The organism is Pseudomonas sp. AG1028, assembly GCF_007993955.1.
GTDB lineage: Bacteria > Pseudomonadota > Gammaproteobacteria > Pseudomonadales > Pseudomonadaceae > Aquipseudomonas > Aquipseudomonas straminea.
The window spans coordinates 264,821-279,380 of the sequence record NZ_VIVP01000006.1 but is presented as its reverse complement, the minus strand read 5'-3'; the positions used below and the strand labels follow the sequence as shown (position 1 = coordinate 279,380).

16 protein-coding genes are annotated in these 14,560 nt (G+C 63.7%); 2 read left to right on the top strand and 14 right to left on the bottom strand.

From position 1 onward, the window contains the following. Positions 1-20 precede the first annotated feature (20 nt). Positions 21-1,685 carry an electron transfer flavoprotein-ubiquinone oxidoreductase gene (locus FB481_RS12100; RefSeq protein WP_147176529.1) on the top strand — a complete coding sequence of 555 codons (1,665 nt, stop codon included), beginning with the start codon at positions 21-23 and terminating at the stop codon, positions 1,683-1,685. Positions 1,686-1,724: 39 nt separating this feature from the next. On the opposite strand, the gene FB481_RS12095 is transcribed toward FB481_RS12100, so the two are convergent. From FB481_RS12095 to FB481_RS12085, 3 genes are all read right to left on the bottom strand, one after another. Next, positions 1,725-2,291 (bottom strand): DUF1285 domain-containing protein, encoded by a 567-nt coding sequence (locus FB481_RS12095; RefSeq protein WP_075959502.1) that lies wholly within the window; start codon positions 2,289-2,291, stop codon positions 1,725-1,727. A 12-nt stretch (positions 2,292-2,303) separates the two neighbouring features. Further along, complete coding sequence (locus tag FB481_RS12090) at positions 2,304-2,909, bottom strand: DUF4823 domain-containing protein (protein ID WP_093501416.1); 606 nt, start codon at positions 2,907-2,909, stop codon at positions 2,304-2,306. 101 nt (positions 2,910-3,010) lie between these two features. Beyond that, complete coding sequence (locus tag FB481_RS12085) at positions 3,011-3,649, bottom strand: TetR/AcrR family transcriptional regulator (protein WP_075959504.1); 639 nt, start codon at positions 3,647-3,649, stop codon at positions 3,011-3,013. A gap of 73 nt (positions 3,650-3,722) precedes the next feature. On the opposite strand from FB481_RS12085, the gene FB481_RS12080 reads away from it, so the two are divergent. Then, positions 3,723-4,856 (top strand): aminotransferase class V-fold PLP-dependent enzyme, encoded by a 1,134-nt coding sequence (locus tag FB481_RS12080; RefSeq protein WP_147176528.1) that lies wholly within the window; start codon positions 3,723-3,725, stop codon positions 4,854-4,856. Between the two features lie 233 nt (positions 4,857-5,089). On the opposite strand, the gene FB481_RS12075 is transcribed toward FB481_RS12080, so the two are convergent. The 11 genes from FB481_RS12075 to plsX form a co-directional block, all read right to left on the bottom strand. Continuing rightward, on the bottom strand, positions 5,090-5,881 hold the full coding sequence (locus tag FB481_RS12075; protein ID WP_147176527.1) for a TatD family hydrolase: 792 nt from the start codon (positions 5,879-5,881) through the stop codon (positions 5,090-5,092). An 85-nt stretch (positions 5,882-5,966) separates the two neighbouring features. After that, a complete protein-coding gene (locus FB481_RS12070) occupies positions 5,967-6,323 on the bottom strand; it encodes a PilZ domain-containing protein (protein ID WP_013791815.1) in 357 nt (118 codons plus the stop codon). Between the two features lie 34 nt (positions 6,324-6,357). Then, positions 6,358-7,344 (bottom strand): DNA polymerase III subunit delta', encoded by a 987-nt coding sequence (locus FB481_RS12065; protein ID WP_093501423.1) that lies wholly within the window; start codon positions 7,342-7,344, stop codon positions 6,358-6,360. After that, positions 7,337-7,969 carry a dTMP kinase gene (tmk, locus tag FB481_RS12060; protein ID WP_147176526.1) on the bottom strand — a complete coding sequence of 211 codons (633 nt, stop codon included), beginning with the start codon at positions 7,967-7,969 and terminating at the stop codon, positions 7,337-7,339. Before tmk ends, FB481_RS12065 begins: the two co-directional genes overlap by 8 nt. Continuing rightward, complete coding sequence (gene mltG / locus FB481_RS12055; protein ID WP_147176525.1) at positions 7,966-9,030, bottom strand: endolytic transglycosylase MltG; 1,065 nt, start codon at positions 9,028-9,030, stop codon at positions 7,966-7,968. Before mltG ends, tmk begins: the two co-directional genes overlap by 4 nt. 3 nt (positions 9,031-9,033) lie before the next feature. Further along, positions 9,034-9,846, bottom strand: coding sequence for an aminodeoxychorismate lyase (gene pabC / locus FB481_RS12050; RefSeq protein ID WP_147176524.1), 813 nt, complete (start codon positions 9,844-9,846; stop codon positions 9,034-9,036). Further along, positions 9,846-11,090, bottom strand: a complete 1,245-nt coding sequence (gene fabF / locus FB481_RS12045) for a beta-ketoacyl-ACP synthase II (RefSeq protein WP_147176523.1) — start codon at positions 11,088-11,090, stop codon at positions 9,846-9,848. The genes pabC and fabF overlap by 1 nt, the downstream gene beginning before the upstream one ends. A 215-nt stretch (positions 11,091-11,305) precedes the next feature. Beyond that, positions 11,306-11,542 carry an acyl carrier protein gene (gene acpP, locus FB481_RS12040; RefSeq protein ID WP_003245177.1) on the bottom strand — a complete coding sequence of 79 codons (237 nt, stop codon included), beginning with the start codon at positions 11,540-11,542 and terminating at the stop codon, positions 11,306-11,308. Positions 11,543-11,733: 191 nt separating this feature from the next. Beyond that, positions 11,734-12,477 (bottom strand): 3-oxoacyl-ACP reductase FabG, encoded by a 744-nt coding sequence (fabG, locus tag FB481_RS12035; protein WP_147176522.1) that lies wholly within the window; start codon positions 12,475-12,477, stop codon positions 11,734-11,736. A 15-nt stretch (positions 12,478-12,492) separates the two neighbouring features. Beyond that, positions 12,493-13,443 (bottom strand): ACP S-malonyltransferase, encoded by a 951-nt coding sequence (gene fabD / locus FB481_RS12030; protein ID WP_147176521.1) that lies wholly within the window; start codon positions 13,441-13,443, stop codon positions 12,493-12,495. 99 nt (positions 13,444-13,542) lie between these two features. After that, a complete protein-coding gene (gene plsX / locus FB481_RS12025) occupies positions 13,543-14,559 on the bottom strand; it encodes a phosphate acyltransferase PlsX (protein WP_147176520.1) in 1,017 nt (338 codons plus the stop codon). Position 14,560: the final 1 nt, after the last annotated feature.

Below are 14,560 nucleotides of genomic sequence, written 5' to 3'. Positions count from 1 at the left end.
CCTTGATGAGGAGATAGCCCGTGGAACGCGAATTTATGGAGTTCGACGTCGTCATCGTCGGCGCCGGCCCTGCCGGTCTGTCCGCCGCTTGTCGCCTGAAGCAGAAGGCCGCCGAGGCTGGCCAGGAAATCAGCGTCTGCGTGGTCGAGAAAGGCTCCGAAGTCGGTGCCCACATCCTCTCCGGCGCGGTATTCGAACCGCGTGCCCTGAACGAGCTGTTCCCCGATTGGAAAGAGCTGGGCGCCCCGCTCAACACCCCGGTCAAGGGTGATGACATCTATGTGCTCAAGGATGCCGAAAGCGCCACCAAGGTGCCGGGTTTCTTTGTGCCCAAGACCATGCACAACAAAGGCAACTATATCATCTCGCTGGGCAACCTGTGCCGCTGGCTGGCCCAGCAGGCCGAGAACCTCGGTGTGGAAATCTACCCAGGCTTCGCCGCTCAGGAAGCGCTGATCGACGAAAACGGCGTGGTGCGTGGCATCGTCACCGGTGACCTGGGCGTCGACCGCGAAGGCAACCCGAAAGAAGGCTACTATACCCCCGGCATGGAACTGCGCGGCAAGTACACGCTGTTCGCGGAGGGTTGCCGCGGCCACATCGGCAAGCAGCTGATCAAGAAGTACAACCTGGACAGCGAAGCCGACGCCCAGCATTACGGCATTGGCATCAAGGAAATCTGGGACATCGACCCGAGCAAGCACCAGCAGGGCCTGGTGGTTCACACCGCCGGCTGGCCGATGGACATCATGGGCACCGATAACACTGGCGGCTCCTTCCTCTATCACCTGGAGAACAACCAGGTGGTGGTCGGCTTGATCGTCGACCTGTCCTACGCCAACCCGCACCTGTCGCCGTTCGACGAGTTCCAGCGCCTCAAGCACCACCCGGTGCTCAAGCAGTACCTGGAAGGCGGCAAGCGTGTCGCCTACGGCGCTCGCGCCATCGCCAAGGGCGGCCTCAACTCGCTGCCGAAGATGGTCTTCCCGGGCGGCGCGCTGATCGGCTGCGACCTAGGCACCCTGAACTTTGCCAAGATCAAGGGCAGCCACACTGCCATGAAGTCCGGCATGCTCGCCGCCGAAGCCATCGCCGAAGCTCTGGCCAGCGGTAGTGAAGGCGGCGACGAGCTGGGCAGCTATGTAGACGGCTTCAAGGCCAGCTGGCTTTACGACGAATTGTTCCGCAGCCGCAACTTCGGCGCGGCGATCCACAAGTACGGCGCAGTGATCGGCGGCGGCATCAACTGGGTCGACCAGAACCTGTTCGGCGGCAAGCTGCCCTTCACGCTGCACGACAACAAGCCGGACTACGCCTGCCTGAAGCCTGCAGCCGACTGCAAGAAGGTCGAGTACCCAAAACCGGATGGCAAGCTCAGCTTCGACAAGCTCAGCTCGGTGTTCCTGTCCAACACCAACCACGAAGAAGAACAGCCTTGTCACCTGAAGCTCACCGACCCGAGCATCCCGATCGACAAGAACCTGCCGCTATACGATGAGCCGGCGCAGCGCTATTGCCCGGCCGGCGTATACGAAGTGGTGGCCAACGACGATGGCAGCAAGCGCTTCCAGATCAACGCGCAGAACTGCGTGCACTGCAAGACCTGCGACATCAAGGATCCGGCCCAGAACATCACCTGGGTGGCGCCGGAAGGGACTGGCGGCCCCAACTACCCCAACATGTAAGTGCGAAAAAGGCTCCTTCGGGAGCCTTTTTATTGGGTGCTACTCCAGCGGGCCGATAGGAAAGAACACTCCGCCGCTCCACACGCCCAGCCAGGGTTGGCCATCGATTTCGCGAGTCTGGGCCAGCTCCACCAGTTGATAGAACACGTTGCGGTGAATCAGTGCTTCCAGGTTGGCGCGCACGTGCACGTAGGGCGAAGGCTCCTGGGTTTGCGGGTCGAGTTCTACCCGCAGCGGATGCTCGGCACCTGCCTCGACCTCGTCGCCGACGTTGGTGACGAACTTCAGCACCTGGGTTTCGCCCTGCCCGCTCGCCTGCAGCGACACCGCCACGAAGGGCGCGTCATCGACGGTGATGCCGACTTTCTCCACCGGCGTGACCAGGAAGTAATCATCGCCATCGCGGCGAATGATGGTCGAGAACAGCCGCACCATCGCCGGCCGCCCGATCGGCGTGCCCATGTAGAACCAGGTGCCGTCCCTGGCGATGCGCATGTCGATATCGCCACAGAAATCAGGGTTCCACAGGTGCACCGGCGGCATGCCCTTGCTGCCTGCCGGCGGGATTTGCGCCAGCAAGTTGCCGGCCTTGTCGCCCTCGCTCATGAACACTCCGGGTTACTGACTGAAACCCAGGAGTGTACGCGCATAATCCTCGAGCGGCGCCCGGATCAGGTCTTCGGGTTTGGCGTCGTAGAAAGTCAGGAATCCGCCGCGGCTGCGAATGCGCGCGGTGTCCACTAGAAAACGAGTGTTGGTTTCAATCAGCATCAGTTGCAGCACGCTGCGGTCGGTGCCCAGGCGATCGAACTCCTCCTGATCCTCCCACTCCTCCATCGTACCGATGCGATCGTCTGCATAGGCGAACCGGGTGTAGAGCAGATAGTGGGCGCCGGCGGCACGAGCCTCGCCCAGCGCCTCATCCAGGCCGACCGGCGCGCGGGCGCGGCGAACCATGGGGAAGTACTCCACGAAACCGCGGAACGCCTCCTCGGCCACCACATTGGGCCGCGGATAGGCATGCTTGCCGCTGGGGGTGAATGGCCCCTGGGCGATGTAGATGAACGAATCGGGCTGCAGGCGCCAGGAAGCCGAGCGGCGGATCTTGCTGTAGTCCAGCACGCCGGCATCGCGCAGGTGGTAGGTGGCGCCATCGGCCATGTCGCTGACGTTCATGCAGCCGGTCAGGCTCAGCACGAAAGCCAGGGCGAACAGGTTACGCATATGTAATCTCCCGACACCGGCGACGGAAAACCGGCGAATGACTGCTCCAAGCAGGTTTCGCGCCAGGAGACGCGCGCGACTGCGCCAGGTCGCGCCATGACTCAGGCGGGAGGCGTTTCGCTGTCGCGCTTGCGCTTGTTGCCCATGCGCACGCCGATGTCCATCAGGAACTGGAAGAAGCCTTCCTGATCCTCGAGCACGTTGCTCCAGAACGGCGAGTGATAGAGCGCCACTGCGCCGTGCACCAGCGCCCAGGCCGCGCAGTAGTGGAAGTACGGCGGCACGTCTTCGAGCTTGCCTTCGGCGATGCGCCCCTTGATCAACTGGGTCAGCCGCTCGAAGTTCGAGGCGCGGATGGCGTGCAACTGCTCGACCAGTTCCGGCACCTGATTGCCCTTGACCACCTTCTCTTCCAGACGATCAAACAGACGGTAGCGCTGCGGGTCGCGCATGCGGAACTCGAAATAGGCCCGCGACAACGCTTCCTTGTCACGGTCGATATCGGACGAGTGCAGCAGCTCGTTCAGATCCCGCTCGTAGTCGAGCATCAGGCGCAGGTAGATTTCCGCCTTCGACTTGAAGTGCTTGTAGATGGTGCCTTTGCCGATGCCCACGGCATCGGCAATCATCTCCACGGTCACGCTGTCCTCACCCTGCTCGAGGAAGAGTTTCAGAGCGATGTCGAGGATCTCCTGCTCGCGGCGGCGAAACTCACGGATCTTGCGGGGTTCTTTCTGCATAGGGAAATGACAAGGTCGGAATTCGAGTCCGCTATTATGCCCAACTAACGCCAAATTGCACGGATCATGCGACATGAATGCCATCATTGACGAGTTTCCCCAGCCGGCCGATCTCTACTACCTGAACCACGCCGCCGTCGCCCCCTGGCCGGCACGCAGCGCACGGGCTGTGGAGCGCTTCGCCCGGGAGAATATCGCCACTGGCGCCCGCGACTACGCGCAATGGCTGGTCACCGAGCGCACCCTGCGCGAACGCCTGGCGCGCCTGCTAAATGCGGCCTCACGCGCCGATATCGCGCTGGTGAAGAACACCTCTGAAGCTCTTTCCTTTGTGGCCTTCGGCTTGGATTGGCGCGAAGGCGACCAGGTGATCATCAGCACAGAGGAGTTCCCCTCCAACCGTATCGTCTGGGAGGCGCTGCGCCCGCGTGGTGTGGAAGTGGTGCAGGTCGATCTGCAGGGTGGCGATGCCGAAGGCGCCCTGCTCGCCGCCTGCACGCCGCGCACTCGCCTGATGGCCATCAGCGCCGTGCAATACGCCAGCGGCCTGCGTCTGGACCTCGAACGCCTGGGCCTGGGCTGCGAGCAACGCAGCGTGCTCTTGTGCGTCGATGCCATCCAGCAACTTGGCGCCCTGGCCATGGACGTGCAACGCAGCCGCTGCGCCTTCGCCATGGCCGACGGCCACAAATGGATGCTCGGCCCGGAAGGCCTGGGCGTGTTCTATTGCCGCCAGGATCTGCGTGAGCGCCTGGCCCTGCACGAATACGGCTGGCACATGCTGGAAAACGCAGGCGACTATGACCGCGACGACTGGGCGCCAGCGCGCAGCGCCCGCCGCTTCGAGTGCGGCAGCCCGAACATGCTCGGTGCCATGGCCCTGGAAGCCAGCCTGTCGCTGCTCGAGGAAGTGGCCATGCCTCAGGTCGAACGTGCGCTGCATGAGCGGGTGCAATGGTTGCTCGATGGCCTGAACACGATGCCGGGCGTACGCTTGCTCAGCGCCCAGCAACGCGACCGGCGCGCCGGCATCGTCACCTTCACGGCGCACGGCTGGGACAATCGTGAGCTGCACGAACGTCTCAAGGCCGAGCAGATCATCTGCGCCCAGCGCGGCGGCGGCATCCGCCTGTCACCGCACTTCTACACAGAAGCGCGGGTGATCGAGCATAGCCTGCGGCGCGTGCGGGCAATCCTCAGCGAATAGGCACTCAGACGCGGCAGGAGTATTCCAAATCCGTTTAAAGCCGGCGTGGACGATGGCTGCGGATGACCAATACTCAATCGTACCGGTGCGGCATATTCCCCCAAGTGTCGCAGCGGCCGAAGTGCCGAGGACCGCGCACTTCGTTTGACTCCTAATGGTCTTGACCCGGATTCCGTCCCGAAGCCGGGTTTTTTTTGCCCCCCACTCCTGGTCAGCACTCTGGCACGAGAGCCTCAGGCGCCGCTGGCCACGCGTGCCAGAGGGAACAGGCGGCGGAAGTTCTCGCCAGTCTGCTGCGCCAGGGTTTCGTAGCTGACGCCGCGCAGGGCTGCCAGATACTCGGCGACATCGCGCACGTACTCCGGCAGGTTCGGCTTGCCACGGTGCGGCACGGGCGCAAGATAGGGTGAATCCGTTTCTACCAGCAGCCGGTCGGCCGGCACCTGGCGGGCGACTTCGCGCAGCGCCTCGGCATTGCGGAACGTAACGATGCCGGACAGCGAAATGTAGAAGCCGATATCCAGCGCCGCCTTGGCCATCTCCCAATCTTCGGTGAAACAGTGCAGCACGCCACCCTGGGGCAACGCCGCTTCGCCCAGCAACTTCAGGGTATCGGCGCGGGCTTCACGGGTATGCACGATGACCGGCTTGCCGGTGATCTGCGCGGCCCGCAGGTGCAGGCGAAACGCCTCCTGCTGCAGCTCGGCTGCTTCGGGCTCGTAGTGATAATCCAGGCCGGTCTCGCCGATGGCCACCACGCCAGGATGGTCCAACTCGGCGAGCAGCCAGTCCAGCGCCGGCGCACTGCCGGGCTCGAGGTCCAGCGGGTGGATGCCGACGGAGCAGTCGACATCGGCGTAGCGACCCGCCAGCTCACGCACGGCAGCAGCGTTGTCGGCGCTTACGCCGATGCACAGGAAGTGGCCGACGCCACGGGCGCGGGCAGCAGCCAGCGCGTCGTCCAGGGAACCGCCATGGGCGGCCAGGTCGAGACGGTCGAGGTGGCAGTGGGAATCGATGAGCATAAATCAGAACCTTGAGCGGCAGGCGGGATGCGCAAGTGGAGCGGCAGGCCAAGAGGCCCACCAGCGTTGCGCGAATGGGCCGCTGTTACATCGTATGGGTGGGGCGATCGGACTTGAGGGCACCAGCCAGGTAGGTCTCGATCTTGTTGCGGGCGGTGTTGTCGCCTTCGTTGAACTGCACACCTACACCAGCGGCGCGGTTGCCCTGGGCTCCTTTCGGGGTGATCCACACCACCTTGCCGGCCACCGGGATCTTCTCCGGCTCGTCCATCAGGTTGAGCAGCATGAACACTTCATCACCGAGCTTGTAGCTCTTGTTGGTGGGAATGAACAGGCCGCCATTCTTGATGAAGGGCATGTAGGCGGCATACAGCACGGACTTGTCCTTGATGGTCAGGGACAGGATGCCGTTACGGGGTCCCAGATTAGGTGGCAAGTTCATGCGTGATTCCTGAAGTCATGACGTAAGCCCGATTCTAGCCCGGTCCAGGCAGGCTTGCCCACTGCACCAGCAAGGCTTCGAGAAGCAGCACACGGTTGAGGTTGGCTTTGCCCAGCACTTTCTGGCGCTGCTGCAGCAACCATTCCTGGATGGCCAACACTTTGGCCTGGGAAGCTTTCTGCGCCAGGTACTGAACCACCTTGGCCATATCCGCGGGGCCAAGGCCCTGTTCGTCCTGGGTGAGCTGATAGCGCAGGGTAAGGTGTGCCCAGTCGCAGAACCAATCGAACAACAGCGTCAGCGGCACGTCCTTCCAGCCTTCGGCCAGTTGGCTGGCGGATACCTGCTGCTTGTGCAGCTTCTTCACGCCGTCGACCACCAGTGCGCGCTGCTCGCGCACGCCCTGCTCCTGCAGCCTGGCAGCCGCCAGCGGCGAGCCCGCCGCCAGGTACAGCAGTTCGCGGATTTCCTGCTCGCTGCAAGCGGGCAGGGTTTCGCTCAACCATTGTAGGCTCATCGCTTCGCTGGGCAGCGGGCAAGCCTGCTGCACACAACGGCTCTTGATGGTCGGCAGCAGGCGGCTCGGCTGGTGGCTGATCAGCAGCAGCACAGTATCGCCCGAGGGCTCCTCCAGGCTTTTCAGCAGCGCGTTGGCCGCGTTGAGGTTCATCGCTTCGGTGGGTTCGAGCAGCACCACCTTGCGCCCGCCGAGCTGCGCGGTCTGCACCACGAAGTTGACCAGCGCACGTACCTGGTCGACCTTGATCGGCTTGTCGGCCTCTTCCGGCTCCAGCACGTAGTTGTCCGGATGACTGCCGGCAGCCAGCAGATGGCACGACTTGCACTGCTCGCACGGCTGCAGGTCCACCGGCGACTTGCACAGCAGCAAGGCCATCAGGCGCTCGGCCAGCGCACGTTTACCAATACCGGCCGGGCCATGCAGCAGATAGGCGTGGGCATGCTGCGTGCGGCCAGCCAATTGCTGCCAGAGCTCGGTCTGCCAGGGGTACACGTCAGCCACGCTGCAGCTCCATCAGTTGCGGCAGCAACGCATCCAGGTCACGCTGAACTGCCTCCAAAGACTGCGACGCATCGAGAATGCGATAACGTGCAGGCGCCGCCTTGGCACGCTGCAGGTAGGTGGCACGCACCGCTTCGAAGAAGCTGCGGCCCTCCTGCTCGAAACGGTCCAGGCGACCACGGGCGGCGGCGCGCGACAGACCTACTTCAACCGGCAGGTCGAACACCAGGGTCAGGTCCGGGCGCAGCGCGCCCTGCACGAATTCTTCCAACTGAGCGATGCGCGCGACATCCAGGCCGCGGCCGCCGCCCTGGTAGGCATAGGTGGCATCGGTGAAGCGATCGCAAAGCACCACCGCGCCGCGTTCGAGGGCTGGAACGATGACCTGGGCCAGGTGCTGGGCACGGGCGGCGAACACCAGCAGCAGTTCGGTATCGCTGGCCATGGGCTCGTCACTGGGCGCCAGCAGCAGCTCGCGCACCCGCTCGGCCAGTGGCGTGCCGCCGGGCTCGCGGGTCAGCAGCACATCGATCCCCTGCTCGCGCAGACGCGCCGCCAGGTACTCCCGATTGGTGCTCTTGCCGGCGCCCTCGGGGCCTTCCAGGGTGATAAACAAGCCGCTCACTGGGTGTCCTTTTCGCTGGTCTGGGGAATGGGCGCCGGGCTGGACCGATAGTCCGCACGGCGCTTCAACTGGTACTCGCGCACGGCGCGGTTGTGCTCGTCGAGGGTTTCCGAGAACACATGACTGCCGTCGCCGCGCGCCACGAAATACAGAGTCTTGCCATCCACCGGATGCAAGGCTGCATGAATCGCCTCACGACCGACCAGGGCGATCGGCGTCGGCGGCATGCCGTCGATGGTGTAGGTGTTGTAAGGCGTGGGTTCGCGCAGGTGAGCACGGGTGATGCGCCCTTGATAGCGCTCGCCGAGGCCGAAGATCACCGTCGGGTCCGTCTGCAGGCGCATACCGGTAGCCAGGCGCCGTACGAACACACCTGCGATCTCGCCACGCTCTTCGGGTACGCCGGTTTCCTTCTCGATCATCGAGGCCATGATCAGCGCCTCGTAGGGATCCTTGTACGGCAGCCCGTCGGCGCGTTTCTCCCACTCTTCGTCGAGCACCACCTGCAGGCGCTTGTGGGCCTGCTTGAGCAGGTCCAGATCGCTCATGCCGCGCACATAGCGATAAGTGTCCGGGAAAAAGCGCCCTTCTGGGTTCTGATCAGGCTTGCCGAGCTTGGCCATGATCTCAGCGTCGCTGAGCTCGCTCAGGGTCAGCTGCAGCTTGTCCTGCTTCGCCAACGCGGCGCGCACCTGGCGGAAGGTCCAGCCTTCGACCAGGGTGAGGCTGTACTGCACCACCTCACCGCGGCGCCACAGGTCGAGCATGTCGCGTACCCGCAGGTCGGGGGTCAGGCGGTACTCGCCGCTGTGCAACGGCTGGCCCTGCAGGTTGAAGCGCCAGTACAGGCGCAGCCAGAAGGCGCCATCGATCACCCCGTCGGCCTCCAGACGATTGAGCACGCCACCAGGCGTGGCGCCGGCCGGTACTTCGATCAGACGCTCTTCGCTGAGGGTCAGCGGCTGCTCCAGCGCACGATGCTGCTGCCAGGCGACCAGACCAAGGGTAAGGCCGGCCAGCACCACGACGATTTCGAGCATCAACAGTAATTTGCGAATCACGAATCAGCGGTCCAGTAGATGACGGGCAAGGGCCTGCAGTTTACGGGTGAGCGGCCCGACCGACCAGTGACGCGCTTGCAGCTGCCGCACCGGCCACACGCCGTACAGGCTGTTGCAGAGAAAGACTTCATCGGCGCCCAGCAGTTCGTCCAGCTCGATGTCGCGAACCTGGCACTCGATACCCAGCGCACGGGCCTGCTCGAGCAGCTCGGCACGCATCACCCCGGCCACGCCGCAGCGCTGCAGATCGGCGGTGAGCAGCGCACCACCTGCGACCAGAAACAGGTTGCTGAACACGCCTTCGATCACCCGCCCGGAAACATCACGCATCAGTCCTTCGGCGTGCTCGGCGTCCTGCCACTCGGCACGGGCCAGCACCTGCTCCAGGCGATTGAGGTGCTTGAGGCCGGCGAGCAGCGGCTGCTCAGCCAGTCTTGTGGTACATGAATAAAGGCACACGCCCTGCTCGGCGTGCTGGGCGGGATAGGCCGGCATGGCGGCGGATTGCAGGATATGCCGCGGCGCACCGTTCGAGGGTGCGTAGCCGCGCTGGCCATCACCGCGGGTGACGATCAGCTTGGCGACGCCCTGCCCCAGCTCGGCACAGAAGGCCGTTACTTCGTTGCGCAGTCGTTCGGCATCCAACCCGATGCGCAAACGTTCGCAACCGGCAGTCACCCGCGCCAGATGCCGCTCCAGCAGCACCGGCCGGCCGCCGCGCACGGCCATGGTCTCGAACAGGCCGTCACCGTAGGCCAGGCCGCGGTCCACCAGCGGCAGCGACGCCGCTGGCTGACCGTCGACCCAGTGCGGCATCAGTCGGCGTACCGACGAAATACCAGCGAGCCGTTGGTGCCACCGAACCCGAAGGAGTTGGACAGCACCACATCCATCGGCATCTTGCGCGCCTCGTGAGGCACGAAGTCCAGGTCGCAGCCTTCGTCCGGCTGGTCCAGGTTGATGGTCGGCGGCGCGATCTGGTCGCGCAGCGCCAGCACGCTGAAGATCGCCTCGACCGCACCAGCGGCGCCCAGCAGGTGACCGGTCATGGACTTGGTCGAACTGACCGCCAGCTTGTGCGCGTGCTCGCCAAACACGGTCTTGATCGCCGCCACTTCCGCCTTGTCGCCTGCGGAGGTCGAGGTGCCGTGGGCGTTGATGTACTGCACCGCGGACGGTTCGATACCGGCATCGCGCAGGGCGTTGGCCATGCAGCGGGCGGCACCGGCGCCATCTTCGGGTGGCGAGGTCATGTGGAAGGCGTCGCCGCTCATGCCGAAGCCGATCAGCTCGGCATAGATGGTCGCCCCGCGGGCCTTGGCATGCTCGAGCTCTTCGAGCACCAGAGCGCCGGCGCCGTCGGAGAGCACGAAGCCGTCACGGTCCTTGTCCCACGGACGGCTTGCCTTGGTCGGCTCGTCGTTACGGGTGGACATCGCACGCGCTGCGCCGAAGCCGCCCAGGCCCAGGCCACAGGCGGCCATCTCGGCGCCACCGGCGATCATCACGTCCGCCTCGCCATAGGCGATGTTGCGCGCGGCCATGCCGATGCAGTGGGTACCGGTGGTGCACGCTGTGGAGATGGCATAGTTGGGGCCCTGCAGACCCAGATGGATCGACAGGAAACCGGAAATCATGTTGATGATCGAGCCAGGCACGAAGAACGGCGAAATGCGCCGCGGCCCCTGCTCATGCAACGACTTGCAGTTGTTCTCGATGTTGGTCAGGCCGCCGATGCCGGAGCCCATGGCCACACCGATACGGTCACGGTTGGCGTCCGTGACTTCCAGGCCGGAATCGCGGGCGGCCTGGAAGCAGGCGGCCAGGCCGTACTGGATGAACAGGTCGAGCTTGCGTGCCTCTTTGGGCGACAGATAGGGCTCGACATCGAAATTCTTTACCGAGCCGCCGATGCGAGTCGAAAAAGCGGAAAGATCCATGTGTTCGATCAGGCCGATACCACTGCGGCCGGCCAGAATGCCCTGCCAGCTGCTCGGCACATCGTTACCCAGCGGCGACAACATGCCCATACCGGTAACCACGACGCGTCTACGCGACACAGCAATCTCCTCTTATCAGGTTTTTCGACGCCGCGATGCACCTGGCAAACCGTTGCCCAGGCCGTCGATCATCCGGCGATTGGCTCAGGGTAGTCGGTACCCGAGCGGGAAGACGCCCAAAGGCGCTCTTGAAAACTTTTACAGCGAGCCTTCAAAGAAAAGCCGCACGCCTTTGCAGACGTGCGGCTTTTCCGATTCGGGAAGCGACGAACTGCTTACTGAGCGTGAGCAGTAACGTAGTCGATGGCTTCCTGAACAGTGGTGATCTTCTCGGCTTGTTCGTCCGGGATCTCGGTCTCGAATTCTTCTTCGAGAGCCATCACCAGCTCAACGGTGTCAAGCGAGTCGGCACCCAGGTCTTCAACGAAGGAAGCGCTGTTGGTTACTTCTTCTTCCTTCACGCCCAGTTGCTCGGCAACGATTTTCTTGACGCGTTCTTCGATGGTGCTCACGTGTTATCACTCCTATTGGACAAATCCAGCCAGCTGGTTGTGCCGGCAAGTGTATAGAAAGGGTTTTCAGCTTTTCAAGCTGAAAGCCGGTGGCGCCCACGGAAATACGCCAACGATTCGATCTGCAAACTGACTGCTTTACCACCAGGTTCGCATCGAATCGTCGACGTTCGCCGACGACGCGCCTTTATTCAGCTCATGTACATCCCGCCGTTCACAGGGATAGTAGCCCCTGTGACGTAAGCTGCACCATCGGAGGCAAGGAAAGAAACCACGTTGGCGATCTCTTGCGCCTGCCCCAGACGGCCCAGCGGAATTTGTGTCAGCAGCGCTTCACGCTGTGCTTCAGGCAGCTCACGGGTCATGTCGGTATCGATGAAACCCGGTGCCACGGCGTTGACCGTGATCGAGCGCGAGCCCACTTCACGGGCCATTGCACGGCCAAAGCCTTCCAGCCCGGCCTTGGCAGCTGCGTAGTTCACCTGCCCGGCGTTGCCCATGGCACCCACCACCGAACCGATGTTGATGATACGCCCGAAACGGGCCTTGGTCATGCCGCGCAGGACGGCTTTCGACAGACGATAGAGGCTGTTGAGGTTGGTATCGATCACGTCGTACCACTCTTCGTCCTTCATGCGCAGCATCAGGTTGTCGCGGGTGATACCGGCATTGTTGACCAGCACCAGCACCTGACCGAAGTCCTTCTGGATCTTCTCCAGGGTCGCAGCGACGGACTCGTCGTTGCTGACGTTGAGCATCAGGCCGGTGCCTTCGATGCCGTTTTCCTTGAGGGTTGCCGCAATGCGCTCGGCACCCGCCTCGGACGTGGCGGTACCGATGACCACGGCACCCTGACGACCCAATTCCAGGGCGATGGCCTGGCCAATACCACGGCTGGCACCAGTGACCAGTGCAACCTTACCTTGCAGACTCATAGCATTCTCCCTTGTTCAGGACTGTACGGCGGCCAGTGCGGCGCGCGCAGCGGCAAAGCTTTCGGGGGTGTCGAGGTTGTGCGTATTGACGCCCTTGACACAACGCTTGTTCAGGCCCGACAGCACTTTGCCCGGACCACATTCGACCAGATCGGTAACGCCCTGCTCGCCCAGACGAACGATGGACTCGACCCAACGCACCGGGCTGTACAGCTGAGCCAGCAGGTCGCGTTTGAGGGTATCCAGGTCGGCTACCACGGCAGCGCTGACGTTCTGCACCAGCGGGATCTGCGGCGCCTGCCAGGCGATGGCGCTGACCGCCTCGGCAAAACGCTCGGCGGCTGGACGCATCAGCTCGCAGTGCGACGGCACGCTGACCGGCAGCGGCAGTGCACGCTTGGCACCACGGGTCTTGCAGGCCTCGACGGCGCGAGCAACGGCAGCAGCGGAGCCGGCGATGACCACCTGCCCAGGCGCGTTGTAGTTCACCGCGCTGACCACATCGCCCTGGGCCGCTTCGGCGCAGGCAGCCTGCACGTCGGCATCTTCCAGACCAATGATCGCCGCCATGCCGCCCTGCCCGGCCGGCACGGCCTGCTGCATCAGTTGGCCACGCAGCTCGACCAGCTTGACCGCTTCGGCAAAGCCGACGGCGCCGGAGGCGACCAGCGCGCTGTATTCACCCAGGCTGTGCCCGGCGACGAATGCCGGACGCGCGCCACCTTCGGCCAGCCACAGGCGCCACAGGGCAATGGAGGCGGCGAGGATCGCGGGCTGAGTCTTGTCGGTCTGGTTGAGCTGCTCTTCCGGGCCCTGCTGGGTCAGTGCCCACAGGTCATAACCCAGGGCGCTCGAAGCTTCGCCGAAGGTATCGAGGATCAGCGCGTGCTCTGCGCCGTGTCTGGCCAACATGGTCAGCGCTTGCGAGCCCTGACCGGGAAAGACGAATGCGAGGGATGCAGACATGGAACGGTTCCCTTAGTGATCTTCTCGTCGAAAAATTTACGCTCGCCTCGGGCAAGCGTTGAAAAACTGACACCTTGGATGGCTGAGCATCCCGAGCGGTCACATATTACGGATCAAGTGCTCGATTCGACCACCCAGTCGCGCCGGTAAATTCTCCTGCACATCGGTCATGGCCCGGCGAATGGCGCTCTTTATACCATCCGGCCCGGCACTGCCGTGGCTCTTCACCACGATGCCCTGCAAGCCCAGAAAACTCGCGCCGTTATGACGCGCCGGCGCCAGCTCGCCACGTAAGCGGCGCAGCAGCGGCAAGGCCAGAAGCCCGGCGACCCGGCCCAGCAAGCTGCCGCGAAACAACGCCTCAAGCCGCGCCACAATCATGGTCACCAGCCCTTCGCTGGACTTGAGCAACGCATTGCCGACGAAACCATCGCACACCAGCACGTCAGCCTCGCCGCCATACAGGCCATCGCCTTCGACGAAGCCGACATAGTTGAGGCCGTCGACACCTTCGAGCAGCGCCGCAGCCTGCTTGACCTGCTGATTGCCCTTGGTCTCCTCACTGCCCACGTTCAGCAAGCCGACGCGCGGCGCCCTGGCGCCCTGCACCTCGGCCGCCACCGCGCCCATAATCGCGAACTGGCACAACTGCTCAGCCGTGCAGTCGACGTTGGCCCCCAGATCCAGCAACAGGCACACGCCCTTGCGATTGGGAATGGCAGCGATCATCGCCGGCCGGTCGATGCCCGGCAGGGTTTTCAACACGTGCCGCGAAAGCGCCATCAACGCACCGGTATTGCCAGCGCTCACGCAGGCATGGGCCCGCCCGTCACGCACTGCCTCAAGCGCCAAGCGCATGGAAGACTCTGGTTTGCCGCGCAGGGCCTGACTGGGGCGCTCGCCCATCTCGATGCTTTCGGCCGCATGCTCGACGCGCAGGCGCGCACGATCCACACCGGGAATACCAGCGAGCAGTTCTTCGATCAGAGGAGCTTGGCCAACAAGGACCAGGTGCAGCGAGGGGAATTCGGCCAGACAGGCGACGCTGGCTGGAACAATGCAGTGGGGACCGAAGTCCCCACCCATTGCATCAATCGCGATGATCGGAGCGGACAAG

Bases quoted from the DNA above. Each gene is read 5' to 3' on its own strand.
- fabD (WP_147176521.1), bottom strand. From the start codon at position 13,443: ATGTCTGCATCCCTCGCATTCGTCTTTCCCGGTCAGGGCTCGCAAGCG.
- FB481_RS12080 (WP_147176528.1), top strand. From the start codon at position 3,723: ATGAATGCCATCATTGACGAGTTTCCCCAGCCGGCCGATCTCTACTAC.
- pabC (WP_147176524.1), bottom strand. From the start codon at position 9,846: ATGCCGCACTGGGTCGACGGTCAGCCAGCGGCGTCGCTGCCGCTGGTG.
- FB481_RS12085 (WP_075959504.1), bottom strand. From the start codon at position 3,649: ATGCAGAAAGAACCCCGCAAGATCCGTGAGTTTCGCCGCCGCGAGCAG.
- FB481_RS12090 (WP_093501416.1), bottom strand. From the start codon at position 2,909: ATGCGTAACCTGTTCGCCCTGGCTTTCGTGCTGAGCCTGACCGGCTGC.
- fabG (WP_147176522.1), bottom strand. From the start codon at position 12,477: ATGAGTCTGCAAGGTAAGGTTGCACTGGTCACTGGTGCCAGCCGTGGT.
- FB481_RS12070 (WP_013791815.1), bottom strand. From the start codon at position 6,323: ATGAACTTGCCACCTAATCTGGGACCCCGTAACGGCATCCTGTCCCTG.
- FB481_RS12075 (WP_147176527.1), bottom strand. From the start codon at position 5,881: ATGCTCATCGATTCCCACTGCCACCTCGACCGTCTCGACCTGGCCGCC.
- FB481_RS12095 (WP_075959502.1), bottom strand. From the start codon at position 2,291: ATGAGCGAGGGCGACAAGGCCGGCAACTTGCTGGCGCAAATCCCGCCG.